This window comes from Paenibacillus sp. UNC496MF, from assembly GCF_900113915.1.
Taxonomy (GTDB): domain Bacteria; phylum Bacillota; class Bacilli; order Paenibacillales; family Paenibacillaceae; genus Paenibacillus_Z; species Paenibacillus_Z artemisiicola.
Genome location: NZ_FORE01000008.1, coordinates 37,852 through 64,837, shown reverse-complemented (window position 1 = coordinate 64,837; position 26,986 = coordinate 37,852). Strand labels below are relative to the sequence as shown.

Below are 26,986 nucleotides of genomic sequence, written 5' to 3'. Positions count from 1 at the left end.
AGATCGTTATGGATTACATCAGCACTCGAGGCAACATCGCCCCCGTCGGCTTCGTCGACGCCGTTCTCATGGGACTCGCGGACGACGGCGGCCTGCTCGTACCGAAGCATATCCCGCAACTTTCCGATGCCGAGCTCGACGCCTGGCGGGGCCTGTCCTATCCGGAGCTGGCGCTGGAGCTGTTCTCGCGCTTCGTCGACGGCGAGATTCCGCGCGGCGACCTGAAGCGGCTCGTCGACGACAGCTACGGCACGTTCCGCGACGAAGCCGTGACGCCCGTCCGCCGCATTCACGACCGCCTGCACGTGCTCGAGCTGTTCCACGGGCCGACCTTCGCGTTCAAGGACATCGCCCTGCAATTTCTCGGCAACCTGTACGGCTACATCTCCAAGAAGAACGGGTCCACCATCCATATCCTCGGCGCAACGTCCGGCGATACCGGCGCATCGGCGATCGAAGGCGTCCGCGGCAAGGAAGGCATCCGCATCTGCATCCTGCATCCGCACGGCAAGGTCAGCCGGGTGCAGGAGCTGCAAATGACGACGGTCGACGACGCCAACGTGCTGAACCTGGCCGTCGACGGCAACTTCGACGACTGCCAGCGCATCATCAAGGAGCTGTTCGCGGACGTGGCGTTCAAGCAGCGCTATCACCTGCGCGCGATCAACTCCATCAACATCGCGCGGATTCTGGCGCAAACGGTGTATTACTTCTACGCCTATTTCCGCTTGGCGGAACAGGGCGTCCGGGAGAACGTCAACTTCAGCGTGCCGACGGGCAACTTCGGCGACATCTTCGCCGGCTACCTTGCGAAGCGCATGGGACTGCCGATCGGCAAGCTCATGCTCGCGACGAACGAGAACAACATCCTCGAGCGCTTCGTGACCGAGGGCGTCTACCAGCCGGGCGAATTCCGCGGCACGCACAGCCCGTCGATGGACATCCAGGTGGCGAGCAATTTCGAGCGCTACCTGTACTACCTGAACGGCGAGAACCCGGGCGCGGTGGCCGCGCTGATGGACGCGTTCAAGCGCGACGGACGCATTGCCGTCGAGGGCGACGCGCTGCGCCGGGTACAGGCCGATTTCGCGGCGTACGGCGTCGGCAACGACGAGTGCCTGCGCGAGATCAAGGGCTGCTACGACGAGCACGGCTACCTGCTCGATCCGCATACGGCATGCGGCGTCGCGGCGGCGAACCGGCTGACCGCGGACGGCGAAGTCACCGTCGCCCTGTCGACGGCGCATCCCGCGAAGTTCGACGAAGCGATCCGGCTCGTCGACATCGCGCAGACGGCCCCGGCGCAAATCGCGGCGCTGAGCGACAAGCCGCAGTTCCAAACCCGCGTGGCGGGCACGAACGAGGCGGTCGCGGAGCAGCTTGAGCGCTTCTTCTAAACGAGCCCTTCACCGACAACACGAACAGCTCCCGGCGAATCCGTCGCCGGGAGCTGTTTTTCGTTTTCGTTTTCGTTACCCGCCGGCGACGGGAAACCGCTAGTTCTTCAAAATCGCGTCGCCGAACTGCGCCGGGCCCTTGCCGTTCGCGATGCCGCCCATGTAGGACAGCCAGCCTTTGCGGCCCGAGCCGTCGCTGTCGTTGACGACGCACGACAACCCGATGTCCTTCGAACCGGCATACCCGGCTGGACGAATATCGTCCCAGTCGGTTCGCATGGCCAGCGGAGAAGCTGCCGCCCGAGGCGCCGGCCTTCTCCCGTCGTATCCCTCCTTCCCTCGACTGCCGCCGCGCATGGCGACATGATCGTACCACCCGCCCCGCATCCGCGGACAGGGGGCAAAACGCCGATTTCTATGGCAACCTTCGGATGTTGAGCGCGCTGCCGAGGGCGGCTTGCAGGGATATTTTCGGAGGATTCAATGAGATTCTTTCGATGATTAATGCGATTCTTTCGGAGGATTCAACGAGACTCTTTCGGGGCCGCGCCGGCACCGCTAACGCGGCTGCTTCAGCTTCCCCCGGTATTCGTTCGGGGTCTTGCCGGTATGCTTCTTGAACACCTCGGTGAAGTAAGCGGGATCGGAGTAGCCGACCAGCTCCACGATCTCGTACACCTTGTAGCCGTTGTCGAGCATCAATTCCTTCGCCTTCTCCATGCGGACTGCCGTCAGCACCTTCAAGAACCGCTCGCCCGCGTGCCTGAACAGCGCCGACAGATGGCCCGTCGAGATGAAGACGTGGTCCGCCACCTCCTTCAGGGTCAGGCTCCGGCCGTAATTCGCCTTCATGTACCGTTTGGCCTCCACCAGGATGATGCTGTCCCGGGAGCCGGGCTCCGCCGCGTCCGCTTCCGGCGCGTCGTCTTCCTCGGGCGGCCGGTCCAGCTGCCCGCGCAGGCCGGTCTCCTCCCGCGGCACGGCGCCGGTCTTGACGGCGCCTTCCTCGGCGTTGCCCGCGAGCGCCGACCTGGCGGCCAGCATCGACTGCCAAATGGCGTACGGGCTGCCGACCGTGACCCCGATCCCGAGCGAGAAGGTGGACTTGAACAAGCCGATGTAACGGTGCAGATGCCCCGCGATGTCCGTGAGCAGCTGCCGGCCGCCATCCTTGGCGAGCAGGAACACCTCGAGCGACGACTTGTCGACGAGGTGGTAGCCATGCTGCCGCGCGTCCCACAGATCGGACAACATATTGTCCAGCGAAAACGCGATCAGCTTCCGCTCCTTCTCGGACGTCCGCTGCCGGCGTACGGCGATCCGGTCCAGCACCAGCACGGCGGCGGTGTAGCGTCCGGCTTCGAGCAGCACCTCGCCCTCCGCGCCGCCCTGCTCGAGCGCCTCGCACGAGAGCGGCCCTTCGAACAGCCGGGCGAGAAAATCGTCCCGCAGCACCTTCGTCAGCTGCAGTGCCTTGCGCGTCAGCACTTTCAGCCGCTCCTCGTGCTGCCGCTGTTCGTCGAGCCGCTCCTTCAGGCGCCCGATCGTCTTCGGCAGCTCCGCGAACGGCACCGGCTTCAGGAGATAGTCGACCGCGCCGTACTGCGTCGCCTTCCGGGCGTACGCGAAATCGCCGTGGCCCGACAGGACGATGAGCTTGATGAACGGATAGCGCCGGTTCAGCGCGTCCATGAGCGCGATGCCGTCCATGAACGGCATCCGAATGTCCGTCATGACGATGTCGACCGGGCTCGTCGAGATGAATTTCAGCGCCTCCAGCCCGTGGGCGCAGCAGCCGGCGACCTCGATGCCGCAGCGCTCCCAATCCCAGGCCGACAAGCCGTCGCGGATGACTTTCTCGTCGTCAACAATCAACAGCCGGTACATGCAGATCGCCTCCCGCTTGGATTGTAACCGTTTACTGCCATACGGATGCCAATCGGCGGCGTCGTCGACGCCGCCGGCTGCTCCCGGCACGGAGCATGATATGAAAGGGTCAAGCCTTGTCCGTTTGGCCGGCGTAACGGACGCCCGTGCCCCACGCTTTGTTCGGCCGCTCGCCCATGCGCAGCGTCAGCGCAGCGCCCGCGGCGATGTCCTCGTGGCGGATGCGGGGCTCCTCGAGCGGACGGCCGTCGATGTCCGCGGACTGGATATACTTGTTGCGGGCCGATACGCCTTCCGCCCGGATCGTAAACGTCCCGCCGCCGGGCAGGGCCAGCTCCGTCTTCTCGAAGAGCGGGCTGCCGATCTCGTAGATCGCCTTGCCCGGGCAGATCGGGTACAGCCCCATCGCGCTGAACACGTACCACGACGACATCGCGCCGTTATCCTCGTCGCCGCAGATGCCCGTCGGCGTCGCCTGGTACCACAGCTTCATGATGTCCCGCAGGCGGCGCTGCGCCTTCCATGGCGAAGGCGTGTAGTTGTACAGGTAGGGAATATGGAACGCCGGCTCGTTGCCCTGGCAGTATTGGCCGATCAGGCCGGTCGCGTCGGGGAACTGCCCGAGGAACCGGTACTTGGAGCCGTCGTATTGCTCCTCGAACAGCGCATCGAGCCGCGCCTCGAATTGCTCCGGACCGCCCATCAGCGCGATCAGGCCTTCGATGTCATGCTGAACGTGGAAGCTGTAGATCCAGGCGTTGCATTCCGAGAAATAATCCCGGCCGCCGAGGCCGCCCCCGTACTTCGGATCGAACGGCTCGACCCACTCGCCGTCGGCCGATTTCGGCGACATGAAGCCGTTCGCTTCGTTGTACACGTTGCGGTAGTTCTGTCCGCGTTTCGCGAACGCGGCGTAGTCCTCTTCTTGGCCGAGCGATTGCGCCATCTGCGCGACGCACCAGTCGTCGTAGGCGTGCTCCAGCGTCACGGCGACGGACTGCCGCCGCTCGAAGCCGTGCACCTCGGGCACCCGCTCGGTCTCGCCGTGGCGCAGCGCGGGGTAGAAACCTTGCTCCAGGTAGACGCGGTCCAGCTCCGTCAGCGGGCCGTGCACCCACGGCAGCATCGTGATTTGCGTCGCGTTGACCTTCATCGCCTCGAACGCTTTGGCCGCGTCGAAGTTCCGGTACCCTTTGTTGTAGACGTCATAGATGAGCGCCGCGGTATGGTTGCCCGTCATGACCGGCAGGTCCCCCTGCACGAACGGAAACTGCGGCAGCCAGCCGCTTTGCTCGTACATGCGCACGTAGGACTGGATCATGTCCTGCTTGCGTTCGGGATCCAGCAGCAGCTGAAGCGGGTGCAGGCAGCGGTACGTGTCCCAGATGTTGTCCGCCACGTAGAAGTCGCGGCCCTCGCTGTCGTGGATCCGGCCGTCGTAGGCGCTGTAGTAGCGGCCGTCCTCCGTGATGCTGCTCATGTTCAACAGCGAGCGGTACAGGGACGTATAGAAAATCGTCTTCTGCTCCTCGGTGCCGCCGGTCACCCCGAGCCGGCCGAGCGCGCGCTGCCAGGTCTCCCGGGCGGTCAGCCGCGTCTCTTCGAAGGAGCAGCCCGCCAGTTCGCGCCGCAGGTTGCGTTCCGCCTGCTCCCCGTCGATGTGCGAGATGCTGGCGCGAACCTCGAGCACGCCGGCGCCGGCCGCCGCGCGCAGCACGCAGCCCGCCTGGCGCTCCGACGCCCACGTCCGGACGAGCTCCACCGGCTGCGAGAATTCGAGCTGCGTGAAGTGGGGCACGCCGGCGACCGTGCCGCCGAAGCGCACCGCGCGGTCCGACAGCCGCCGGAAGCTGCCGCCCGCGGGATAGCCGACGATCAGCCCCGCCTCCGGCCGGCTCGCGTAGCGGAACCGGTAATGCGCGGATTGATGGGATACCGTCATTTCCGCCTCGATGTCTTCGTCCTCCAGCAGCACCTTGTAAGCATACGGGGCCGCGGTTTCCAGGTCGTGGTCGTACCTCGACGAGCGGCCGGACGGCTCCGCGGCCGCGAGGTCGCGCACGGGCAGCAGATAGCCGCAGCCGGCAGGGAAGCCGAATATCCGGTCCGCCAAATACTTATCGGCGATGCCCGGGGTCGTAATCGGCGCCAGCTTCATCATGCCGTGCGGCAGCGAAACGACGGGCGCGGTCGACGTCAGCAGGTGGCCGATCGTGCCGATCATGGGGTTGACGTAATCTACGGCTAACATGAATTCGCCTCCATTCGGATGTCCCTTTCATTGTAACAAGGCGATTTTCGCGGCAAAATACGGTAAAGCTCCAAAAACCGAGGTATTCCTATGTTTTTCCCGCGGCCGGGCGAGGGGTTGGAGGCAGGCTCGAGGCGGGAAGGGACGCCCTAGGCCTGCCTCAGGAAGCGCCGGGACGGCCTTGGGAACGGCGGGATGACGGCGGATGGCTGCGGCAAGACGGAGGAAGACGGCCGGAAGACGCAAAATGACTGCAGAAAGACCGGAAGACGGCGAAATACGGGATGGATGCGTGATGTTGCGGGAAAATGGCCGGATGACGGCGCTACGACGGCGGAAAGACGGGATTTACTCTTGCGGAGGCGCGGGCGCGTCCCGTCACGGCAGGACGGCCCGAATCACCCCGCGGCCGAGCGCCTCGTCGAAACGTCCCCAGTCGGGATCGACGTTGCCGTACGGATGGTTGACCATGTTGCCCTTCAGCGCGGTCAGAAAATATTCGCCGTATTCGTGCAGCCGCTCGAAATAAAGGAAGCCGCCGACGAACGCGCACCCGAATTCCTCGGCCATTCGGCGGTACAGCGCATGCGAAGCTTCCACGGCGCGCATGGATCCGCAGAAGAGCGGATTCATGCCGTTGTTCGTGACGATCAGGCACGGAATCCCGTCGCGGCGCAGCCGGGTCAAAATACCCCGGATCGCCGGCTCCGCCCGGCCGGTTTCGGCGCCGGAATCGTTCAGCATGTACTCCAGTACGACGAGATCGGGGGCCGTGCCGCGCACGTCCTGCTCGTAGCGCCGCGCGCCGCGGATCGAGCTTTCGCCGCCGACGGCGACGTTCGAGGAATAGAGCGGCGCTCCGGGCCGCGCGTCCCGCAAGGCCCGCATGAGCCGGTACGGCCAATGGCCGGAACGCGTCGTGCTCTCGCCGAAGAACGCGACGCGCGCGGACCGGCCTTCCGCCAACTTGCGGCGGAAGGGGTCGAGCGCATTCCGGTTGAGCACGGGAATCGCCTCTTCGACGCTTGGCGCCGCGGACGACGACGCCAGGTTCAGCACCGAATGCGGCCGGGCCGCGATTCGGAAGCGCGCGCCGATTAAGGCTGCGTCGAGGGGCAGGCCGTCGAAGCCGATCGACAGCCCCCAATCGACCGCATGGCCGTAAGCGCTCGGAATCGCGAGCGGCACGGACGCGCCCCGGACGACCGTTATCGGCGCCGACCAGCGCAGCGTCGTTTCCGTCAACGGGACGTCGAGCCCGTAGTCGATTCCTTCCGCCGCCATGGAGATGCCGATCGTGCCGTCTTCCGGCGATAGCGATACCACTTCGACCCTATACGCGCGCGGCGTCGCGTCCAAATACCGCCCGGTCACCGCGGGCAGCGCGCCGGCCGGGTCTCCCTCCGCCCGCGACACCTCGACCGCCCCGTCATGGAGCGAAGCTTCGCCCCAGCCGGTGAATACGTGCGCCAAGACGATGCCGTCCTTCACGGCGGGCGGATCCGGCAGCAGCAGCTCGCGGGATTCCGGCGCCTCTTCTTCGCCCTCGGCGACCTCGAGCCCGCCGTCCGCGCGCAGCACGATCGCGTCGTAGCGGCACAGCCAGACGTCGTAGTCGAGCAGGAGCGGCTCGTCCGGACGAATCCGGCCCTCGGGATGCCGCTTGACCGTTCCCCAATAATAGTCGTAGACGTAATCCGCGTCGGGCTCGTACCGGACGCTCCGCGTCTCGTCGAAGACGCGGAGCGTGCCCGGCACCATGCGCTGATACGGCATGCCGCCGCTGCCGCGGATGTCCTCGCCGTTCCAGAAGCAGGGCGATTGCCGCCCTTCGCCCGCAATCGCATACCGCTGGCTGCGGTAGGCCCGCCGGCCGCCGGGACGAATCGCGAGCGTCCGCTCTTCGTCGATGCGGACGATCCTTCCGTCCGCCAGGCGTACGTCGCCGGGACGCACCCGCACCTGCCACGGCGACCGCGGATCGCAAGCGACCCGGCCGGCCTCCCCGTTTTCGAATGATTCCGTCGTCATCCCGTGTGTCCCCCTGTCGGTTCGATGCTTACCTGCTTCTTGGCCTGCGAAGCCGTTCCTGCCGCTGCACCCGCCGCGTCCGCAAAAAAGACCCGAGGCCGTCGCGGCCTCGGGTCGGTGCTGTCGTCTCGTTTGCATCCGGACCTCGCTGATGGAATCGTTCGCTCCGAGGCACACTAGCTCCAGCACGCCTGCGGCCGCGTTTCCGTTACGCCCGCGCGTCGTCGTGGTCGGTCGACGTGACGACGTCCTGCCATTCCCGGATATCCGTCTCGAGCGACGCGGTCTTCTCGCGGTACCGGGCCAGCGTGTCGTTCCCGAGCAGCAGGTGGACGGGCGGCTTCTCGGCGTTCGCCAGACGGACGAAGGCTTGGCCGAGCTTGGCCGGGTCGCCCGGCTGCTGATGGTTCGCCTGCGTGGCGAAGCTGCGCATCTCGCCGACCGTGGCGGCGTAATCGTCGATGACGCGCTCGGAGCGGCTCAGGGACGAGGCGTCGAGGAAGTCCGTCCGGAAGAAGCCCGGCGCGACGACCGTCGCATGGATGCCGAGCGGCGCCAATTCGAGCGCCATCGCTTCCGTCAAGCCTTCCACCGCGAATTTGGCCGCGCCGTAGACGCCCCAGCCGGTATAGCCGCTGAGCCCGCCGACGGACGAGATGTTGATGACATGGCCCGAACGGCGTTCCCGCATATAGGGCAGCACGGCCCGAATGACGTTCAGGACGCCGAAGACGTTGATTTCGAAATTCCGCCGCACTTCGTTCGCCGTCGCTTCCTCGACGGCGCTCAGCAAGCCGGAGCCGGCGTTATTGACGAGCACGTCGATGCGGCCGAAATGCGCCACGGCCTCGCCTGCCGCTTTGCGCGCCTGTTCTTCGTCGGTAATGTCGAGCTGGGTGACGAACAGGTTTTCCGGATGATTCAGCTGGGCGGCTAGCTTTTCCGGTTGGCTGCGCACCGTCGCGACGACCTTGTCGCCCGACGCGAGCACCGTTTTCGCGATCTCGAACCCGAAGCCCCGCGCCGCGCCCGTAATGAACCATACCTTTTGATGATTTGTATGCATGAATTCGTCTCTCCTCCGTAAGTTAGGTTATCGGCCTGCAGGATGAAGCGCGAGCTTCGCGTTATTTTACGGTTTGCAGAAACGCGCTCGGCCATTCGCCTTCGGCTTGATGCCGCCGCCCTGCCTTGCCGATGATTTAACAATACCGGAGTTGTGCCGTCGCGGCTTCGCTGTGCGGCCCGGCCGGCTTGTGAATTCGGCTCCCCGGATTGAAGGGGGAGACGAACGATGCCGTCAGGCGTGCAGCTGGCGCGACCGCTGCTTGAACCAGGACGGGGAGACGCCGTACCTTTCCTTGAACGCCTTGGAGAAATGCGCCGCGTTCTCGAAGCCCGTCGCGAAGCAGACGTCCGTCACCGACATCGGCGAATGGAGCAGCAGCTCCCTCGCCTTGTCCAAGCGGCGGCCGCGAATCCACTGCAGCGGCGACGTATTGTACATATCGCTGAATTCGCGCTTGAACGTCGAGAGCCCCATGCCGGACAAATACGCCAGGTCACTCAGCGTCACCGGGTTGAACAGATTCTCCTCGACGACCTCCGCAATGTTCCGTTTCCCTTTCCGCTTGAGCTGCGCGAACTGGAAGAGGAACCGCTCGTCGGAGGCCGCCACGTCGAACAGCAGCTCGAGCAGCTTGATTTTGACGAGGCCGTTGTCGACGCGTTCCGGTTCCCGGAAGAGCGGCTTGAGCGACGCGGCGTAGCCGATCAGCCGGTCGGACGCGGCCTTGACCGAGACGGGCACCGCTTCGGCGGGGCGGGACTTCAGGTCGGCCAGCTTCACGAATTCGCGGATGAGCTCGTCGTGGAGGAAGAACATCATATAATCGAGCAAATAGTCGGCGCCCGGCTCGCCATGCTTCTCGTATTCGACGACGATGGCCTTCTGCAGCAGCACCATTTCGTTCTCCCGCACGACGTAGGATTGGCTGCCGTGGCGGACGGTGTAGTTGCCCTTCAGCACGAAGAGCAGCAGATGATGCTCCAAGAACAGCTCGCCCGTCAGCCCTTCCGTATACGTGCACGATTCGATGACGGTCAGCCCGTTCAGCTTCAGCTGGCTGCGGCTGATCGGCGCCGCCGCGAGCTCTCTCGGCGCCTTGACGACTTTGGCGGTTCTCATGGACGCTCCCTCCTTGGGCTGCAAAATCGAACGTTTTGCCTTGGATTATTATAGCGCTCACGCCTAATCGGACTCAACTCGAACAACCGCTTCGAAATTTCCCCGCCCCCCGTCATGAACCCCGCGTCCCCTCCATACGATGAAGTAATCCTGGAACAAGCCTAACCGAAGGAGGGATCCGCAATATGATCATCGCGCAGGAAGTCCTCGACGCGCATCGAATGACCTACGAGGCGTTCGCCGAGCGGATGAAGGAGAAAGCCGCGAACTCCGTCATCGGGCTGATGGGCATTTCGTTCGCCGAACTGTCCCTGGACCGCGTCGTGCTCGAGATGCCCGTCGTTCCGAAAGTCCTTCAGCCCGCGGGCATCCTGCACGGCGGCGTCTCCGTGCTGCTCGCCGAGACCGCGGCGTCCATCGCGTCCGAGCTCAACATCGACCTGTCGCGATACGCGGCGGTCGGGCTGGAAATTAACGCGAACCACCTGCGCCCGAAGACGGACGGCCGTCTCATCGCCGAGGCGACCCCGCTTCACCGGGGGCGCAAGACGATGGTATGGGATATCCGAATCGCAGACGAAGCCGGCAAGCTCGTCTGCATTTCCCGGTGCACGGTGGCGATCGTCGAGAAGCCGTGAGCAACCGGCCTCGACCGCGACGCCGCTCGCAACAATGGAAAACCCCTCTTGTCCGGGACAAGAGGGGTTCTTTCATTTCGGTTCTTCCATTTCGGTTCTTCCATTTCAAGTTGTTAACAGCCGGGTCAGACCACCGGTTCGATCGGCAGCCGCAGCCCCGCCTGCTCAAGCAGCGGGATGACGCTCTCGCCGAAGTAGGCCAGCTCCGGCTCGTAATCGTAGAAAGTGATCTGGATGCCGTCGATGCCGGTCGCGTGGAGCTGCTTCAGCTGCTCCGCCACGTCCTCCGGCGAGCCGACGATGTGCAGATGCCCGCCGACGGCGCGGCCCCGCGCCGAATGCTCCAGCCAGGACTGGCTGTCCCCGGCGGCGTGGCGCGCGGAGAAGTTGCCGATCGCGCCGAGGTCGGCGTGGTCCATGATCGCCCGGTAATAGGCGAACGCTTCTTCGCGCGTCGGACGCACGACGATCGTCGGGTTGATGATGACCCTTACCTGGCGGTTGCGCGCGGCCGCGGCGTTCTTGACCGTCGCGACGTGCGCGGGCAGCTTCGGCAGCGCGTCCGCAAGCTGCTCGCCGGCCGGGCTGGAGACGAAGACAACGTCCGAGTACCGGGACGCGTAATCGAAGCCCGCGGGCGAGCCCGAGGCCGTCGCCAGGACGGGCCGGCCGTATTTCGGGCGCGGCGAGACGTACGCGTTCTCGAGCGAGTAGAATTCGCCTTGATACGTCAAGTTGTCGACGCCGGCCCACAGCGCGTTGCAGATGCGGGTGAACTCCGCCGACTGCGCATAGCGCCGGTCGTGGTCGGCCCGGCTCATGCCGAACATGCGCGGCTCGTTCTCCGCGTAGCCCGTGACGATGTTCGCGCCGAAGCGCCCTTGCGAGATATGGTCGGCCGTCGCCAGGAACCGCGCCAGATGCATCGGATGCCACGGCCCGTACAGCACGTGGATCGTCCCCATCAGCAGAATCCGGCTCGTCACCGACGCCAGCGCGACCGCGGACACGAACGGGTCGAGGAAGTTTTCCCGGTAGCCGGTTTCCCCGCCGAAGCCGCCCTTCGGCAGCCATTGCGACAGCCCGAAGGCGATGTCGAAGCCAAGCCGCTCCGCCTGCTGCGTCAGCCGCGCGTTATAATCGAACGTCCAGTCGGTTCCCCGAGGCAGCGTCGATTGGGACCAGCCGCCCGTCTGCAGCGGCAGGAACAAGCCGAGCATCAGCGGCTGGGCGAACGCCTTGGACAGCGGACTGTCCGGATGGTTCTGCGGCTCCTCGGCCGCCCAAAGCTGCGTTTCCGATTGTTGGGATGCGCTCATCGTGTACCTACTCCTATCCGAAAAAAATATGGCGGCGGGCCGATCCCCGCCAGGCGATCGGCGCCGCCTGCCTGGCGCGTATCACGTATGCAGCACCGACGGGTGGAAGACCTCTTCCAAGGCCAGCTCCCGCTTCAGCAGGCCGTCCGCGCGCAAATACCCCATGAACTTGACGATCTGCGGCCAATTCGCGGCGACCCCGTACGGCCATAAGTCGCCGTCCGTCAGCCGCGCCGAGCGCTCGACCGATTCCCAGAGCCACGGATCCGACGTCTGGTTCTTGATCGTCTCCAACAGCGCCGCGACGCCGTCGTTCTTGACGCCCAGCATCAGGTCGTACAATTGCCGCGGCAGCTCCGGATACCGGCGAACGGTATCCGCCTTCAGCGAGACGAGGTGCATGATCGGGAAGATGCCCGTGCGGCCGTAGTAGGCCCGCTCCTCGTCCCAGACGTCCGGCATCAGCCGGCGGATCGCGCCGCCATCGCCCGACGCCGGGAAAACCTTCGCCGGCGGGCGGCGGGCCGACATCACGGCGTCCACGCGGCCCTCGAGCAGCGCTTCGAAGAGATCGCCCTCGGCCAGCATCGCCGGGATGTCCACCGGCACCCGCTCCGGCCGGAACGTGAACCACTCCATGTCGTCCGTGCCGATGCCCCATTCCTCCCGGAACAGGCCTCTGACCCACACGGCGGCCGTCATTTGGTATTCGGGAAAGCCGAAGCGCCGCCCCTTCAGCTCGGACGGATGACGCCACGGGCTGTCCGCGCGCACGTAGATCGCGTTGTGCCGGAACGCGCGGGAGAGGAAGACGGGAACGGCCGTCAGCCGCTCGTCTCCGCCCCCCTTGGCGATCAAATACGAAGCCAGCGACAGCTCCGAAATATCGTACGCCGCGTTGGAAATTTGCTCGATGAAAATTTGCTCGATCGTCTCGTGCCGCGCCTCCAGCCCGAAGCCGGGCAGGCGGCGGGCGCCGGACAGCAGCTTCTGCGTCCGGTCGCTTTCCGACATCGCCATCGTCAGTACAGGTTCCGTCATCCTCGGTCGGCTCCTTCCGTTTATCGTATCGATTCACCGGCTGACCGGCGCCCTCCGCTAGTCGAGCGAAGTCGCCAGATCCTTGATCCACGGCCGCCCGGTCAGCGGCTCGACGCGCACCTCGCTGCCGGCCTGCGCGCGAATGCTGCACAGGAAGCCGGCCTTGCCGTCCACGATGGCCGAGCACTCCTTGCACGCGTTGGCCGAGCGGCACGAATACCGCACCGCCAAGGAAGGATCCTCGTGCTCGCGGATCCAGAAGATCGCGTCCAGCAAGCTCATCCCGTCCCGGTAAGGAACCTCGTACGACGCGACGGCCGGCTCCGAGCCGGCCTCGCCGCGGGTCACCCGCAGCTTCACGGTGGACATGCCGCATTCCTCCTTCGTCTGTCAGCCTAGCTCCGTTTATCCGCTTAACGCTGTCTATCGGCGTTGCGCCGCTTCTCGTCTTGCCGCATCTATCAACAACGCTTCGATAAACCGCGCTTATTCGTCATGCTTCGCTTGCGCAAGCAGCCATTCTCCGCGGTCGTCCAGCGACAAGCTGAACCCTCCGGCGTTCTCCAGCGTCTCCTCGTAATCGAGGCGCACGTGCGCCCCGCGAGATTCGCGCCGTTCGATCGCGCCTAAGATGACGGCTTCCCCGACCTTCAGCATGTTCGCGGCCTCCAGCTTCTCGACCCGCGACAGGGCGAACGCCGACGGCTTCGCCAGCGCGATCGCCTCCAGCTCGCCGCGAAGCGCGCGCACCTCGGCCAGCGCGGCCGTCAGCCCCGCTTCCGTCCGGAGCGGCCCCGCGCCGTCCCACATGATCCGCTGCAGCTTTCGCTTGAACGCCTGCAGCGAGGCACTGTCGCGCTCGACGTCCGCCGGATGCCAGAACGCTTCCAGCCGAGGCAGCTCCGCCTCCAGCGCGCGAAGCACCGACGCCTTGCGGTCCGCCGCCGTCGACGGCCCCTCCGCAAGGCCGCGATCCCGGGCCGCCGTCTCGCCGGCGATCCGCCCGCTGACGAGCGCCTCGGTGATCGCGTTGCCCGACAGCCGGTTGGCGCCGTGCATGCCGTAGATCAGCTCGCCCGACGCCAGCAGCCCCGGCACGCGGGTGCGCATGCCTTCGTCCACGCGCACGCCGCCGAGCATGAAGTGCGCCATCGGCGCCACCTCGACCATATCCTGGGTCAGGTCCACGCCTTGATTCCGCAGGATGTCGATGACCGGCCCGAACGCTTCCTTCAGCTTGTCCTCCGGCACCATGCGGAAGTCGAGGTACGCGCCGCCGTGCGGCGTGCCGCGCCCGGCCTCCACCTCGCGGAAGATCGCGAGCGTCGTCTGGTCGCGCGCCGCCGTATATTTGCCCGCTACCTCGCCGTTATAGCGGTGCATGAACTCCTCCTGCTCCCCGTTCAGCAGGCGCCCGCCCAGCTTGTAGCGGAACGGATCCCACATGATGGGGTCGATGCCGACGAGCGGCGGGAACAGATGGGCGATGGGGAAGAACTGCACCATCTCCATGTCCCGCAGCTCGGCGCCCGCCTCCGCCGCCAGGACGAAGCCGTCCCCCGTCATGTTCGCGGACGCGCTGTTGCGCGCGTACACCTCCGTCAGCCCGCCGGTCGCCAGTATAATCGAGCCGGCCGTGACGGCGACGGGCCGCAGCGTCTCCAGCTCGAACCCGACGGCCCCGACGGCCCGGCCTTCCTCGACGACGATCTTGGTCATCATGACGTTCTTGAGCCGGCTAATGCGCTCATCCTTCCAGATGGCCCGCTTCAGCCCGTTCACGGTCGCGCCGCCCGTGTTCAAAATATCCACGTACACGCAGCGGGCGCGGGAATGCCCCGGCGCGAACGCCTGCGAACGCTTGCCGTCCGGCGTCCGCGCCCATTTGACACCGTAGCCTTCCGCTTCCAGGATGACCTCCGGCCCGCGGTCCACGATCGCCCGCACGATCCGCGGGTCGGCCAGCCCCCGGCTGCCCTTCATCGTATCTTCGAAATGAACGTCCGGGTCGTCCGCCTCGGCTTCGCCGAGCGCCACCGCGACGGTCATCTGGGCGAGGATCGTGGCCCCGCCCCGGCCGATCAAGCTTTTGTCGGCCAGCAGCACGCTCGCCCCTTCGTCGGCCGCGGCTCTCGCGGCCATCATGCCGGCCGCGCCGGCTCCGATAATGAGAACGTCCGTCTGCACTTGCAAGGTTTCCATGCGCGCCGCTCCTCTCTGCTTAATCCGAAGCGCCCGACGCCAACGTCGCGCCGACCGGCTGCACGGCGATCCCGGCTTCGCTTAGCGCCGCGCGGATCTTGCCGGCGAACTCCACGGCGCGCACGCCGTCCCCGTGCACGCAGATCGTGTCGGCCTGAATGGCGATGTCCACGCCCTGCTGCGCGCGGACCTTGCCCTCGGCCGCCATCCGGATGACCTGGGCGAGCGCGCGGTCGTCGTCCGTGATGACGGAATCCGGCTGCCGTCTCGGCGTGAGCGAGCCGTCGGCCTGGTACGTCCGGTCGGAGAACACCTCGCTTGCCGTCCGCAGCCCGATCCGCCGGCCCGCCTCGATCAGCTTGCTGCCGGCAAGGCCGTACAGCACGAGCGACGGATCGACGCGGTAGACCGCTTCGGCGATCGCCAGCGCGAGCCGCTCGTCGCGGGCCGCCATATTGTACAGGGAGCCGTGCGCTTTCACGTGCTGCAGCGCGGCCCCTTCGGCGCGCACGAAGCCCCAGAGCGCGCCGATCTGGTAGACGACCAGATCGTAGGCTTCCTCCGGGCTGATGTCCATGTCCCGGCGGCCGAAGCCGATCAGGTCCTGCAGCCCCGGATGGGCGCCGATCGCGACGCCCTTGTCGAGCGCGAGCCGCACCGTCCGGCGCATCGTCGCCGGATCGCCGGCGTGGAAGCCGCAGGCGACGTTGGCCGAGGTCACGAAGCCGAGAATATCCTCGTCCCTTCCCAGCTTGTAGGCGCCGAAGCTTTCGCCCAGGTCGCAGTTCAAATCCACGGTTTTCATGTTGTTCGCCCTCCCGTTGCGTGTTGAGTCCATCTATTCGTTCCGTTCACCGCTCGTTTCGGGTTTACGCTTAACCTTCCAAATTAACCTTCGATTCCGCAGGCTCTTTCGGCCCGTTTCTATCGATCGTCACTATCGACTGTCTCTACCGATTGTCTCTATCGACCATCACTATCGATCGCCATTATGGACTGCTGCCCGTCCGGCCCGGCCGGTTCACGCCCCCATCCGACAGGCCGGACAAGCCAAGCGGCCGCGCCCGCCGGCCCGAAGGACCGCGCGGACGCGGCCCGCGGGCCGATCCCGGTTACGGCGCCAGCCACTTGCCGCGCTCGGCGTCGCCCGGCTCGCGCAGCGCTTGCAGATCGGCAAGCTCCACGAACTCCCGCGGCACGACCGCGCGTTTCGGGAAGACGACCGGCGGCGCCGGCTTGGTGGCGTCGACGATGGCGGCGCTGGACATCCGCGGGGTGTTCTTGCCCTCCGCGTTGTACTCCCAGTTCGTCGGCAGCAGGCCGCCCGGCCCGTTCCACCGCGGAATGACCAGCAGATCGCGCTCCGCGTCGAAGCGCGTGCCGATCGCCCAAGCCACTTCCTCGCCCTTGAACACGTCGATGTCGTCGTCCACCACGACGATGTGACGCAAATTCTCCTGCTCGGTGTTGAGCGCGGCGAACGCCGCCTTCTTCACGTCCGCTTCCCGCTCCTTATGCAGCGAGATGTAGCAGTGCATCCGCGCGTAGAACGGCACGTGCACCGTCTTCAGGCTCGGCACCGCCTGCTTGACCGTCTGGTAGATGCTGCCGGAGCGCGGCACGCCGCCGACGACGAGATGCTCCCGGCTGGACGCCACGATATCTTGGAAAATCGCATGATTCCGGTGGGTGATGCGGGTGATGCGGATCGTCGGCACCGAGCCGCCGCCCAAGTAATGCCCCGGCCATTCCCCGAACGGCCCTTCGACGTGATCCTCGTCGGGCAAAATCTCGCCCTCCAGGATCAGCTCCGCATGCGCGGGCACGAGCAGGTCCGACGTCTCCGCCTGGACCAGCTCCAGCGCCTCGCCCATCAGCGCGCCGGCCGCTTCGTACTCCCCGCCGATGCCTTGAACCCGGGAGACCGAGCCCATCACGAAGCCGGGATGATGGCCGAGGGCGATGGCGATCGGCGCGGGCTTGCCCATCTTCTTGTATTTCTTGTAGATCAGCCCGCCGTGATGGGCCCCGAGGAACCAGACGCCCATGTCCGTCTTGTTGAAGATCTGGTGACGGTAGATGCCCGCGTTGATCAGGCCGGAATCGGGATCGCGGATGATCATGACGCCCGCCGACAGGTACGGGCCGCCGTCCATCTCGTTATGCACGGGAATCGGCAGCTTGGCCAGGTCGACGTCCTGCGCTTCGATGACGTTTTCCTTGACCTTCGCCCGCTCCCGGGGCACGACGACCGGATCGATCGGCTTCTTCAGCTTCTCCCCGTACACCCGGGGAATGTCCGGCACCTCGCAGCCCAAGTACAGCGCGATGCGGCCGTAGTCGGTCAGCAGATTGGACACGCAGGCGAATTCCGAGCCTTTCACCCGGTCGAAGAGCAGCGCGGGATAATCGTTCTTCTCCGCCAGCGCCGCGGCGTAGGCGGTAATGCCGAACCGCGGGTCGACCTCCTTGTCCACGAGCCGGACGGCGCGTTCGTCGAACGCCGCCAGCTGGCGGAGGTACGTTCTCAAATCCTGGGCCATGCGATCATCTCCTGTTCGTTAGTGGGGCAGCAGCGACAAGTCCACCGCGTCCTCGAATGCGATTTCCTTCTTCAGAATGCCTTGATCCAGCTGCGTCTTCTGCACGTAATCGGCGCCGTCCTTGGTCACCTGGAGGCCGTCCGGCACTTTGCCCAGCTGGTTGTTCACGGCCGTCTTCATCACGTCCTGCGGAATTTTATCGAAAATCTTCTGCATCGCGGCGACCGCGCCGGCCGGATTCTGATGCGCTTGCTCGTTGACGTCGGCGGTCACCTGCAGGAACTGCTTCATCAGGTCTTGGTGCTTCGCCACCCAGTCCGTCTTGGCCATGATGACGATGCCCGCGAAATCGAACGGCGGATCGTACAGCACCCGGTAGTCGCCGGACGCGAGCATCTGCGAGATCGTCGGCTCGGACACCATGCCGCCCGCCGCCTGGCCGCTCTCGATCGCCGCCAGCATCGTCGCGCCGCTGCCGCCGTTGATCAGGTGCACGTCCTTCTCCGGATCGAGCCCTTCCTGCTTCAGCCCTTCGCGCAGGCCGGTGTCGGAAAGGCTGCCGACCTTGGTCACCGCCAGCGTCTTGCCCTTCAAATCCTTCAGCGACTGGTACGGCGCGTCCTTCTTGACGATCAGCGAATAGCCGACGCCGTTGAAAATCTCGCCGTACGCCTTGACGCCCAGCCCGTTCTGCTGCTGCCGCAGCACGTGTTCGTAGGAACCGAGCACGACGTCGAGGCTGCCGCCGACGAGCGCCTGCACCATGTCCGCGCCCGCGGTGAAGTCTTTCTCTTCGATCTTGATGCCGGCTTTCTCGTACGACCCGTCGCTGATGCCCACTTGGGCGACCATCGGCGTCATGCCGCCGCCGACCAGGCCGAGGCGGATCGAGCCGCCCGCGGGCGCTTCTTGGGTGTCGGACGAGCCGTTCCCGGCATTCGCGCCGGCGTTCGTTCCGCCGTTCGCGGGCGTCTCCGAATTCGAGTTGCCGCAGGCGGCCAGCGCCGTCAACGAGAGCAGCAGAAGCGCGAACGCGATAAATTTCATTCTTTTCATGGATACGTCCTCCTCGGGATACCTTGAAATAAGGGCAAATCAGGCCGCTCCCGTTGTCGGGTTGAAGCAAGCGCCGGGTATGGCTTGTACAGCTTGGTAACGATGAGCAAACGATCGCCGCCGTTCGTTCATCCGGGCAGGCCGGATGCGCCTACCGGTACCGCAGCAGCCACCGCTCCAGCAGCAGCACGAGCTGCTCCAAGGCGACGGCGATGATCATGATGAGCACGAGGCCGGTGAAGATGCCCGTCGTATCCAGCATGTTGGACGAATACGTGATGTAGTAGCCGAGTCCCCGGTTGGAGCCGACGAGCTCGGCGATGACCGAGCCAATCAGCGCCATGCCGATGTTGAGCCGGACGCTCGTCAGAATCCAGACGGTAATCGACGGCAGCACCACCCACCGCAGCTTATGCGGCCACTTGGCCTTGTAAGTGCTCATCATGTCCATCAGGTCCTTGTCGATGTTGCGAATCCCCTCGAAGGCGTTATAAAACGCGACGAAGATGACCATCGCCACGACCATCAGGATTTTCGACGACTGGCCGATCCCGAACCAGACGATGAAGAGCGGCGCCAGCGACACGCGCGGCAGGCTGTAGATCGCCATCATGTACGGATAAATCCACCGTTCGAAAATGCCGCTGAACGCGAGGCCGATGCCGAGCAGCGTGCCCCCGACCATTCCGATGACGAGCCCGGCGACCGCTTCCGTGAGCGTCGCGCTCATGTGGAACCACAGGTCCCCGTCTCCGAGCATCTCGACGATCCGGCCCGCGATGAGCGAAGGCTTGCTCAGCCAGAAGGCGTTGAACGCCCGGCCGGACAGCACTTCCCACAGGCCCGTCAGCACGATGAACACGGCGATCCGGCCCAGCCAGACGGACGTCCGGGAATATTCGCGCCCCCGGAACGACGCGGCGCCGGTCTTGCCTTTCGCTTGACTCGCCATCAGCCGACACCTCCCGCGCCGGCATCCGCCATTTGCGCCCATATTTCCTTCTGCAGCTCCTTGAACGCCGGCTCGAACCGAATGTCGTAGAACGGGCGCGGCCGGGGCAGCCGGATGTCGAACTCGGCCTTGATGCGGCCCGGCCGCGGCGACATGACGATAACCCGGTCCGAGAGCGCGATCGCTTCCTCGATGTCGTGCGTGATGAACAGCACGCTCTTGCCGACCGCCTCCCACATATGCAGGAACTGCTCGCCGATCTTGACCCGGGTCTGGGCGTCGAGCGGACCGAACGGCTCGTCCATCAAGTAGATGTCGGGATCATAGGCGAAGGTGCGCGCCAGGGCGACCCGCTTCCGCATGCCCCCGGACAGCTGCTTCGGGTAAAAGCCCGCGAAGCCCTCCAAGCCGACCACCTGCAGCAGGCGGTTCGCTTCCCGCACCTGCTCGCGTTCGGGCAGGCCCTTAATGGCAAGCGGCAGCCGGATGTTCTGAAGCACCGTCTTCCACGGAAGCAGGGCGTCGTTCTGGAATACCATGCCGACGCCGTCCGGCACGCCGCTCACCGGTTCCCCGTCGATATAAGCGCCCCCCTCCGCCGGCTCGAGCAAGCCGGAGACCACCTTCAGCAGCGTGGACTTGCCGCAGCCGCTCGGGCCGACGACGGAGACGAACTCGCCGTCCTTGACGTCGAGATTCACGCCTTCGAGCGCGAGGGTCCGCCGCCCCTTCGACCGATATTCCACCGCCAACTCCCGAATGGACAGCTTCGGGGCTTTGTCATTCGCCATGCGCGTTCACCTTCCCGTTCCTGTTAGTCTGCAGCTGCTCGAGCCCGCCGCGCAGCGCGCGGATGCCCTTCTCCCGGAGCAGGTACTGCCGCTGCGCTTCCGCCAGAGCGATTTCTTCGAACCGGACCTTTCCGCCGAGCGGGGTCTGGGCCAGCAGCGGCAGATCCACCGAAGCCGCCTGGGCGATCTTGGGGTAGCCGCCGGTCGTCTGCCGGTCCGCCATGAGCACGATCGGCTGGCCGTCGGGCGGCACCTGGACCGTGCCGAACGTCACCGCGGAGGAGATCATTTCCCGCTTCTCCTTCAACCGCAAGGCTTCGCCCGCGAGGCGGTAGCCCATCCGGTCGGATTCGGTCTTCACCGCGAAGGCTTCGCCGAAGAACCGGCCCCGGCTCTCGTCGTCGAACAGCGCCAGCTCCCGGCCGGCGACGGCCCGGATCGTCGGCTGCGCGGCATAAGCCGGCCGCAGCTCGGACGCGACGGACCAGCCGCTGACCGCGGCTTCGTCCTGTCCCTCGCGGGCGAGCAGCCCCGCCAGCGCGAGGCTGCCGGGCGAGCGCGCGCCGACGGGGAGCCGGTCCCCCTTGCGCAGCGCGCGGCCCTCGTGGCCGCCGATGCCCGCGCGCAAATACGTGGACCGGCTGCCCATCCGCTCGGGGACGTCGAGGCCGCCGGCGACCGCCAGGTAGGCGCGGCAGCCGAGCCGCGCCGGCCCGAACCGCAGCCGGCTTCCCTCCGGCGCGTAGACGGTCCGCCACGCGGGGATCTCGCGCCCGTCCAGCTCGGGCGCGAGGTCGCCCCCGCAGACGGCGATCAGCGCCGCCTCCGAGAAATAAATTTCCGGACCGATCATCGTGATCTCCAGCCCGGCGTCGTGCTCCGCGTTGCCGACCAGCAGATTGGCGACGCGGAGCGCGAAAGCGTCCATGGCGCCGCCGACGATGACGCCGTACTTCTGCGCGCCGTGGCGGCCCAAGTCCTGAACCGTCGTCAGCAGCCCCGGCTTCAAGATCGCGAGACTCATGTCCGCTCCACCTCCAACCGGTCGAACTCCGCCCGGGAGATCGGGCGGAACCGCACGAGATCGCCGGCCTTCAGCAGCGTCGGCGGCATGGCCTCGGGCAGGAACAGCGGCAGCGGCGTCTTGCCGATCAGCTGCCAGCCCCCGGGCGTCACGATCGGGTACACGCCCGTCTGGTCGCCGGCGATGCCGACGGTGCCGGCTGGGATCGACAGGCGCGGCGTCGTCCGTCGCGGCGTCGCGATGCGCGCGGGCAATCCGCCCAGATAGGCGAAGCCCGGCGCGAAGCCCAGCATGTAGACGAGGTAGTCGGCCGAGGCGTGAATGTCGATCACGTCCTGCTCGGTCAGCCCGTGCTGCGCGGCGACCTCCGCAAGATCGGGTCCGAGGTCGCCGCCGTAGCAGACGGGAATGTCCACGATGCGCGCCGGCCGCTTCTCCGCGCCGCCCAGCTTGGCGAGGATGCCGGCCAGCAGCCGGGCCGCGAGCCCGTACGGATCCGCGTCCGCGCCGGAATCGTCGAAGCCGCCGCGGGCCGCCAGCAGCGCGAAGGGCTCGTAATACACCGTGACCGACAAGAAGGCCGGCACGTACTCGACCATGCCTTCGAACGGATGACGCTCGAGGTAATCCGCCAACTGCCGCACCCGTTCGTGCGTCTCGAGATCGATCGTTTCGCCGAACTGCACCGCGACGGCGCTGTCGCCGAGCGGGAACAGCTTCGCCCGGACGGCGCCATAGCGGGCATAGGAATCGTTTTCCGTTTTGTTTCCCGCTTCTATCATCGTTTCTAATCCCGTCTCTATTTCCGTCTCTATTTCCGTCTCTACCAATGTTTCTATTCCCGCTTCTATTGCCTTCTCTATCGCGTCTTCTTTTGCCGTTTCTTTCGTCTTGCGCATGATATCAACGCCCTGTTATAATTAATCCCGAAATTCGGTACAACAATCCCGAATTTCAAACCCAATATATACGATAATTATAGTCGGGATTCGACAAAAATCAAGGGGAACGCCGAAAATAACCGCCATGGAAAATGAAAGCGCATTTTCAAGTATCCGCCATTCGGAGTATACTGGTTTGGACATGCCTTGCAGCGTGGCGGGCATCGCCGCTCGAAGCGGCTATCCGGGGAGGCAACCGTGCAGAACAAGAACAAAACCGTGATCCGCTCCATGGATCTCTTGAATCTCTTTCTTACGCATACGAAGCTGAGCATGAACGATATGATCCGCCTGTCCGGCATTCCCAAATCGTCGGTCCACCGCATGATCGGGTCGCTGACGGACATGGGGCTGCTGCACAAGGACGAGGAAGGGCTGTATTCGCTCGGCCTGCTGTTCCTGCAGTTCGGCAACCTCGTCGCCGAGCGGCTCGACATCCGCGGCGTGGCCGCGGCGGAGATGCGGCGGCTGCGGGACGCTATCGGCGAGGCCGTCCATTTGGCGGTGCGCGACGGCGATTCCTCGATGTACATCGAGAAGCTGGACACCGACCATCCCGTCCGGCTGTTCACCAAGATGGGCCGGCGCGCCCCGCTTTACGCCGGCGCGTCGTCCCGGATCCTGCTCGCGTTCATGCCGGCCGATGAACGGGACGCGTACTTGGACGAGGTCGAGCCGGAAGCGATCGGGCTCGGGACGATCGTCAGCAAGCCGAAGCTGCGCGAGGCGCTGGAGGAGGCGCGCGCGCACGGTTACGCGTTCAGCCGGTCCGAGCTGGAGAACTACACGGCGGAGCTGAGCGCCCCGATATTCGACCATACGGGGAAAATGGTCGCCGGCCTCAGCATCGCCGGCCCCGAGGTGCGGTTCGGCGAGGACGGCCTGGCCGAGCGGATCCGCTTGGTCAAGGAGGCCGCGCACGGCGTCTCGCTGAAGCTCGGGTACGCGGGACCGCCGGCTTGACCCCCGCTTCCCGCGCGGATACGAAAAAAAACAACAAAGACGGTACGGCGCCCGTGGGCGTCGTGCCGTCTTTGTTGTTCGCCTGCGCGTTTGCGGGCGCGCCCCCGGAGGCGAAACCGGCTTACGGCCGCGCCGGTTTGCCGTTCGTCGAATGCCGAAGCATCATTTGATAAGGAATGATCATTTTAACGGGAATGGCGTATTGATGCTCCAAGTAGTCCAGCAGCAGCTTCGCCGCGAACATGCCCATTTCCAGCTTCGGCACGTGAATGGTCGACAGCGGCGGGGAGGTGAACTCCGAGATCTCGATATTGTCCACGCCGAAGAAGGCGATGTCCTGCGGAATGCGCAGCCCGCGTTCCGTCGCGGCCCGCATCGCGGCAATGGCCATCATGTCGCTTGCGGCAAAAATCGCGGTCGGCGCGCGCCCGCTCGTCTCGAAGGCCTTCCTCGTCAGCTCGTAGCTCAGCGAGACGTCCCATTTCACGTCGATGACCCAATCGTCGTCGACCGTCAGGCCCGCCTCTTCCATCGCGCTCCGATAGCCCCGATAACGCCGTTCGCCGCGAAAATCATCGTGAAACTCCGCGCCTCCGATGTAGGCGATGCTCCGGTGGCCCTGTCCGATCAGGTAGGCGACCGCCTCCTTCGCCGCCGCGGCGCGGTCGTAGCTGACCATCGGAATGTCGTTGTCCGCGATGTCCACCCCGACGACGGTCCGCACGTTGGCCTTGATCCACTGGTAGGCTTCCCCGTCGATGCGTTCGACCACGAGCATGCCGTCGACGCGGTTCTCCTTGACGAGCGACTTCAGGTTCTCGATGTCGGCGTGCTTCTCGATGCTGCTGACGAATTCGAGCCGCATGCCCGCTTCGGCAAGCGTCTTCTCGATGCCTTCCAGGATGACCGAGAAATACGGATTGTTGTATTTATTCTGCGGCATCGCGACGACGCATCCGATGCGGAAGGCGTGCGTCGGCTCCTGCTTTTTGGTTTTCGACGGGCGCGTCGCCGTGTAGCCGAGCGCTTCGGCGGTCTCCCATATTTTCCGGCGCGTCTCGTCGCTGACGGAGCGGTTCGCGTCGTTCTTCATGACCCGCGATACCGTCGAGATCGAGACGCCTACGCGTTCCGCGATATCTTTCAGTTTTGCCATCGTTTCTTCCTCTCCACAGTACCGAATCCGGTCAGTCACGTTGTTGGGGCAATTTTGTTCCGCAGCGCACAAATTTGCGGCAAATTCATTGTATCGGTCCTGCGGGAGGAAGTCAACCGCCGGCGGAGCGGCGCCGACGCGGATCCGGCCGCTGCTTGCGCTTGCCGGCCGCTGCTTGCCGTTTGCCGATCTCCGCCCGGCTACCGCGGCGGAAAACGACGAACGAGCGAGGGCATCCCCTCGCTCGCCGTTCATGGCGTCCGGACGTTTCCTCCGGTATGGCCGCCCTATTGCATTTTCGAAGCCAAATCCTTGATCGCCGCCTGCAGGTCGCCGTCGCCGGACAGCGGCAGCTTCAGCGCCTGCTCCCCGTACGTCCAGACGAGGTCGGTCTTCTTCGCCGTGAACGGCGACACGATGCCGTACTTCTGGGCGTCGAGGAAGATTTTGTTCGCTTCGCCGACGGTTTGCACGTACGCGTCCGCCGCGGCTTTGTTCGCCGGGATCGAGTAGCCCTGCTTCGCCAGCTCCGTCTCGCCCTCCGGGCCGGCCAGCCACGCGAGCAGCTTGTAAGCCGCCGCTTCGTGCTTCGTGCTCGCGCTGATCGCGAGTCCCGCCGGCTGCACGACCGTTTGGTTCGTCTTGAATTTCGGCAGGTAGGAGATGCCGTAATCGACCTTCGCTTCCTTATAGTTGGTCGTATTCCAGCTGCCTCCCGGGTTCATGGCGACTTTGCCGGTCGTCAGCGTCAGGTTCACGTCGCCGCCGAGCCCTTCGATCTGCGCCGGGGTCGTATTGATCTTCTTGTTCTTCGTCAGGTCGATGAAGAAGTTCAGCACTTCCTGCGCCTCCGGCGTATCGAGGGCGAGCGAGTCGTCCTCGTTCACGAGCTTCGCGCCGTTCGACCACAGCTCGGGCTCCAGGAACCAGTCCATCGAGGAGCCGGGCGATAGGGACAAGCCCCATTGCACGATGTTTTTCGGATCGAAGCCGGGATCCCCCGCGCTCTTCCCGTTCTTGTCGAGCGTCATCTTGGCCGCGATGTCCACGATTTCGTCCCAGGTCGGCTCGAGCGTCGGCACGGCCGCGCCTTTCGGATTCGTCTTCGGATCGGCGAACAACGCCTTATTGTAGTACCAGACGATGACGTTGGCGTCGATCGGCAAGGATACCTGTTTGCCTTGATACTGGTGCAGCCCGAGCAAGCTCTTGTCGATAATGTTCAGATCGAAGCCGTTCTGCGCGAGCAAGCCGTCCAGTTCCTTGAAAATGCCGAGCTGGCCGTACTTCTCGATATACGCGTAGCTGGTCTTGAACACGTCCGGCAGCGTGCCGCCCGCGGCGTTCGCCGTCAGGCCGTCCCAGTAGCTCCCCCAGTCCTTGCCTTCGAGCTTGACGGTCATGTTCGGATTGGCGGCCATGAACTTGTCCAGCAGCTCCTGCGTGCGCTGCAGCTCCTCCGCGGTCCCCCACTGCGAGTACGTGATCGTCTCCTTCTCCGCGGTCGCGGCGTTCCCGCCGCCGTTGCCCGCGTCCGCGTTCGCCGCCGGGCTTTCCCCGTCCCCGTTGCCGCCGGATTGACCGCAGCCCGCCAGCGCGAGCGCCGCCGTCAGCGTCAAGACCGTCGTGCCGAACCGCCATTTGCGCATGCTCTTCATCTTCGTCAGTTCCCCTTTGCCCCATAGTAAAAACAATGATCAAACCGATGATCCAAACGATGATTGCTTCCCGGGAACCCGGTCTTGCCTTGCGTCAGCCTTTCGAGCCCGTGAGCACGACCCCCTCTACGATGTAACGCTGCGCGAAGAAATACAGCAGGCCGATCGGGATGATGCTGATGAACGCTCCGGCGGCAAGCGCCGGGAAATCCTGGCTGGTCTGGCCGATGAGCAGCTGCAGGCCCACGCTGAGCGTGAACAGCTCGCTGTTCTTGATATAGAGGAACGGCCCGAGAAAATCGAGCCAGGAATTCACGAACGCGAAGATGACCGTCGTGATGATGATCGGCTTGGACAAGGGCATGACCACGCGGGCGTATACCGTCCACCGGTTGCCGCCGTCGAGGTAGGTCGCCTCGTCCAGCTCCTGCGGAATCGTCAAGAAGAATTGCCGGAACAAGAAAATGTAGTACGCGCCCCCGAGCCAGGCCGGCACGATCAGCGGCAGCCACGTATCGATCCACCCCAGCTTCACGAACAGGACGTAGGACGGAATCATCATGATGGACGGCGGAATCATCAGCGTCACCAGCACGATCGGAAACAGCCGGTCCCGGTACTTCGTCTGAAACCGCGAGAAGCCGTAAGCCACGATCGAGCTCGAGATCACCGCGCCAGCCGCGACGAGGATCGAGATCGAGAACGAATTCTGGATCCACTTCCACATGAGCGGCTGAATGGCGAACAACCGGTGGAACGCGTCGACATTCAACGATTCCGGCAGCAGCGACGGCGGCGCTTTGTAGGTTTCCGCCTTCGTCTTCATCATGGTCGAGAGCATCCAGGCCAGCGGCCCCGCGAAGAGCAGGAAAACCGCGCTTAACAAGAAGTATTTCAAGGCGGTGCTTGCGGCGCCGCTCTTTCGTCTGCCGTTCATTCGGTTCTTCC

Annotated in this window: 23 protein-coding genes; 3 read left to right on the top strand and 20 right to left on the bottom strand. The window is 65.0% G+C overall.

Translation table 11 applies throughout. The features are described from left to right. The first annotated feature begins 8 nt into the window (after nt 1-8). Nucleotides 9-1,397 carry a threonine synthase gene (thrC, locus tag BMZ79_RS14245; RefSeq protein WP_090641148.1) on the top strand — a complete coding sequence of 463 codons (1,389 nt, stop codon included), beginning with the start codon at nt 9-11 and terminating at the stop codon, nt 1,395-1,397. Between the two features lie 99 nt (nt 1,398-1,496). Here the strand turns inward: thrC and BMZ79_RS14240 are convergent, their stop codons facing one another. The 6 genes from BMZ79_RS14240 to BMZ79_RS14215 all read right to left on the bottom strand — a co-directional run bounded on the left by BMZ79_RS14240 (nt 1,497) and on the right by BMZ79_RS14215 (nt 9,754). Then, nucleotides 1,497-1,676 (bottom strand): DOMON domain-containing protein, encoded by a 180-nt coding sequence (locus BMZ79_RS14240; protein WP_090641147.1) that lies wholly within the window; start codon nt 1,674-1,676, stop codon nt 1,497-1,499. Nucleotides 1,677-1,955: 279 nt separating this feature from the next. Then, nucleotides 1,956-3,284, bottom strand: coding sequence for a response regulator (locus BMZ79_RS14235; protein WP_143088955.1), 1,329 nt, complete (start codon nt 3,282-3,284; stop codon nt 1,956-1,958). A gap of 109 nt (nt 3,285-3,393) precedes the next feature. Continuing rightward, a complete protein-coding gene (locus BMZ79_RS14230) occupies nt 3,394-5,535 on the bottom strand; it encodes a GH92 family glycosyl hydrolase (RefSeq protein ID WP_090641143.1) in 2,142 nt (713 codons plus the stop codon). A gap of 378 nt (nt 5,536-5,913) precedes the next feature. Continuing rightward, nucleotides 5,914-7,566, bottom strand: a complete 1,653-nt coding sequence (locus BMZ79_RS14225; protein ID WP_090641141.1) for an SGNH/GDSL hydrolase family protein — start codon at nt 7,564-7,566, stop codon at nt 5,914-5,916. A 208-nt stretch (nt 7,567-7,774) separates the two neighbouring features. After that, complete coding sequence (locus tag BMZ79_RS14220) at nt 7,775-8,632, bottom strand: oxidoreductase (RefSeq protein ID WP_090641139.1); 858 nt, start codon at nt 8,630-8,632, stop codon at nt 7,775-7,777. A gap of 234 nt (nt 8,633-8,866) precedes the next feature. Beyond that, entirely contained in the window at nt 8,867-9,754 is an 888-nt protein-coding gene (locus tag BMZ79_RS14215) for a helix-turn-helix transcriptional regulator (RefSeq protein WP_090641137.1), read from the bottom strand. Nucleotides 9,755-9,939: 185 nt separating this feature from the next. Here BMZ79_RS14215 and BMZ79_RS14210 point away from each other — a divergent pair, with 185 nt between their 5' ends. Beyond that, the gene (locus tag BMZ79_RS14210; protein ID WP_305728347.1) at nt 9,940-10,392 is read left to right on the top strand and encodes a hotdog fold thioesterase; all 453 of its coding nucleotides are present in this window, start codon (nt 9,940-9,942) and stop codon (nt 10,390-10,392) included. A gap of 125 nt (nt 10,393-10,517) precedes the next feature. Here BMZ79_RS14210 and BMZ79_RS14205 read toward each other — a convergent pair whose 3' ends face one another. From BMZ79_RS14205 to pxpB, 11 genes are all read right to left on the bottom strand, one after another. Further along, nucleotides 10,518-11,711 carry an LLM class flavin-dependent oxidoreductase gene (locus BMZ79_RS14205; RefSeq protein ID WP_090641136.1) on the bottom strand — a complete coding sequence of 398 codons (1,194 nt, stop codon included), beginning with the start codon at nt 11,709-11,711 and terminating at the stop codon, nt 10,518-10,520. 81 nt (nt 11,712-11,792) lie between these two features. Next, nucleotides 11,793-12,752: a substrate-binding domain-containing protein gene (locus tag BMZ79_RS14200; RefSeq protein ID WP_090641134.1), complete on the bottom strand. Its 960-nt coding sequence runs from the start codon at nt 12,750-12,752 to the stop codon at nt 11,793-11,795. Between the two features lie 57 nt (nt 12,753-12,809). Continuing rightward, nucleotides 12,810-13,121, bottom strand: a complete 312-nt coding sequence (locus BMZ79_RS14195) for a 2Fe-2S iron-sulfur cluster-binding protein (RefSeq protein WP_090641132.1) — start codon at nt 13,119-13,121, stop codon at nt 12,810-12,812. A gap of 117 nt (nt 13,122-13,238) precedes the next feature. Further along, on the bottom strand, nt 13,239-14,954 hold the full coding sequence (locus BMZ79_RS14190) for an FAD-binding protein (RefSeq protein ID WP_090641130.1): 1,716 nt from the start codon (nt 14,952-14,954) through the stop codon (nt 13,239-13,241). A 19-nt stretch (nt 14,955-14,973) separates the two neighbouring features. After that, nucleotides 14,974-15,759 (bottom strand): LamB/YcsF family protein, encoded by a 786-nt coding sequence (locus BMZ79_RS14185; RefSeq protein WP_090641128.1) that lies wholly within the window; start codon nt 15,757-15,759, stop codon nt 14,974-14,976. A 307-nt stretch (nt 15,760-16,066) separates the two neighbouring features. Continuing rightward, on the bottom strand, nt 16,067-17,497 hold the full coding sequence (locus tag BMZ79_RS14180; protein ID WP_090641126.1) for a UbiD family decarboxylase: 1,431 nt from the start codon (nt 17,495-17,497) through the stop codon (nt 16,067-16,069). 18 nt (nt 17,498-17,515) lie between these two features. Then, entirely contained in the window at nt 17,516-18,553 is a 1,038-nt protein-coding gene (locus tag BMZ79_RS14175) for an ABC transporter substrate-binding protein (protein WP_090641123.1), read from the bottom strand. Nucleotides 18,554-18,704: 151 nt separating this feature from the next. Then, nucleotides 18,705-19,505: an ABC transporter permease gene (locus BMZ79_RS14170; RefSeq protein ID WP_090641121.1), complete on the bottom strand. Its 801-nt coding sequence runs from the start codon at nt 19,503-19,505 to the stop codon at nt 18,705-18,707. Further along, nucleotides 19,505-20,296, bottom strand: coding sequence for an ABC transporter ATP-binding protein (locus BMZ79_RS14165; RefSeq protein ID WP_090641119.1), 792 nt, complete (start codon nt 20,294-20,296; stop codon nt 19,505-19,507). Before BMZ79_RS14165 ends, BMZ79_RS14170 begins: the two co-directional genes overlap by 1 nt. After that, nucleotides 20,286-21,320 (bottom strand): 5-oxoprolinase subunit C family protein, encoded by a 1,035-nt coding sequence (locus tag BMZ79_RS14160; RefSeq protein ID WP_090641115.1) that lies wholly within the window; start codon nt 21,318-21,320, stop codon nt 20,286-20,288. Before BMZ79_RS14160 ends, BMZ79_RS14165 begins: the two co-directional genes overlap by 11 nt. Further along, nucleotides 21,317-22,102: a 5-oxoprolinase subunit PxpB gene (gene pxpB, locus BMZ79_RS14155; RefSeq protein WP_090641113.1), complete on the bottom strand. Its 786-nt coding sequence runs from the start codon at nt 22,100-22,102 to the stop codon at nt 21,317-21,319. Before pxpB ends, BMZ79_RS14160 begins: the two co-directional genes overlap by 4 nt. Before the next feature lie 357 nt (nt 22,103-22,459). On the opposite strand from pxpB, the gene BMZ79_RS14150 reads away from it, so the two are divergent. After that, nucleotides 22,460-23,224, top strand: coding sequence for an IclR family transcriptional regulator (locus BMZ79_RS14150; RefSeq protein ID WP_090641111.1), 765 nt, complete (start codon nt 22,460-22,462; stop codon nt 23,222-23,224). 121 nt (nt 23,225-23,345) lie between these two features. Here BMZ79_RS14150 and BMZ79_RS14145 read toward each other — a convergent pair whose 3' ends face one another. From BMZ79_RS14145 to BMZ79_RS14135, 3 genes are all read right to left on the bottom strand, one after another. Beyond that, nucleotides 23,346-24,380, bottom strand: coding sequence for a LacI family DNA-binding transcriptional regulator (locus tag BMZ79_RS14145; RefSeq protein WP_090641109.1), 1,035 nt, complete (start codon nt 24,378-24,380; stop codon nt 23,346-23,348). A gap of 287 nt (nt 24,381-24,667) precedes the next feature. Then, the gene (locus tag BMZ79_RS14140) at nt 24,668-26,038 is read right to left on the bottom strand and encodes an ABC transporter substrate-binding protein (protein WP_090641107.1); all 1,371 of its coding nucleotides are present in this window, start codon (nt 26,036-26,038) and stop codon (nt 24,668-24,670) included. A 94-nt stretch (nt 26,039-26,132) separates the two neighbouring features. After that, complete coding sequence (locus tag BMZ79_RS14135; RefSeq protein WP_090641105.1) at nt 26,133-26,975, bottom strand: carbohydrate ABC transporter permease; 843 nt, start codon at nt 26,973-26,975, stop codon at nt 26,133-26,135. Nucleotides 26,976-26,986: the final 11 nt, after the last annotated feature.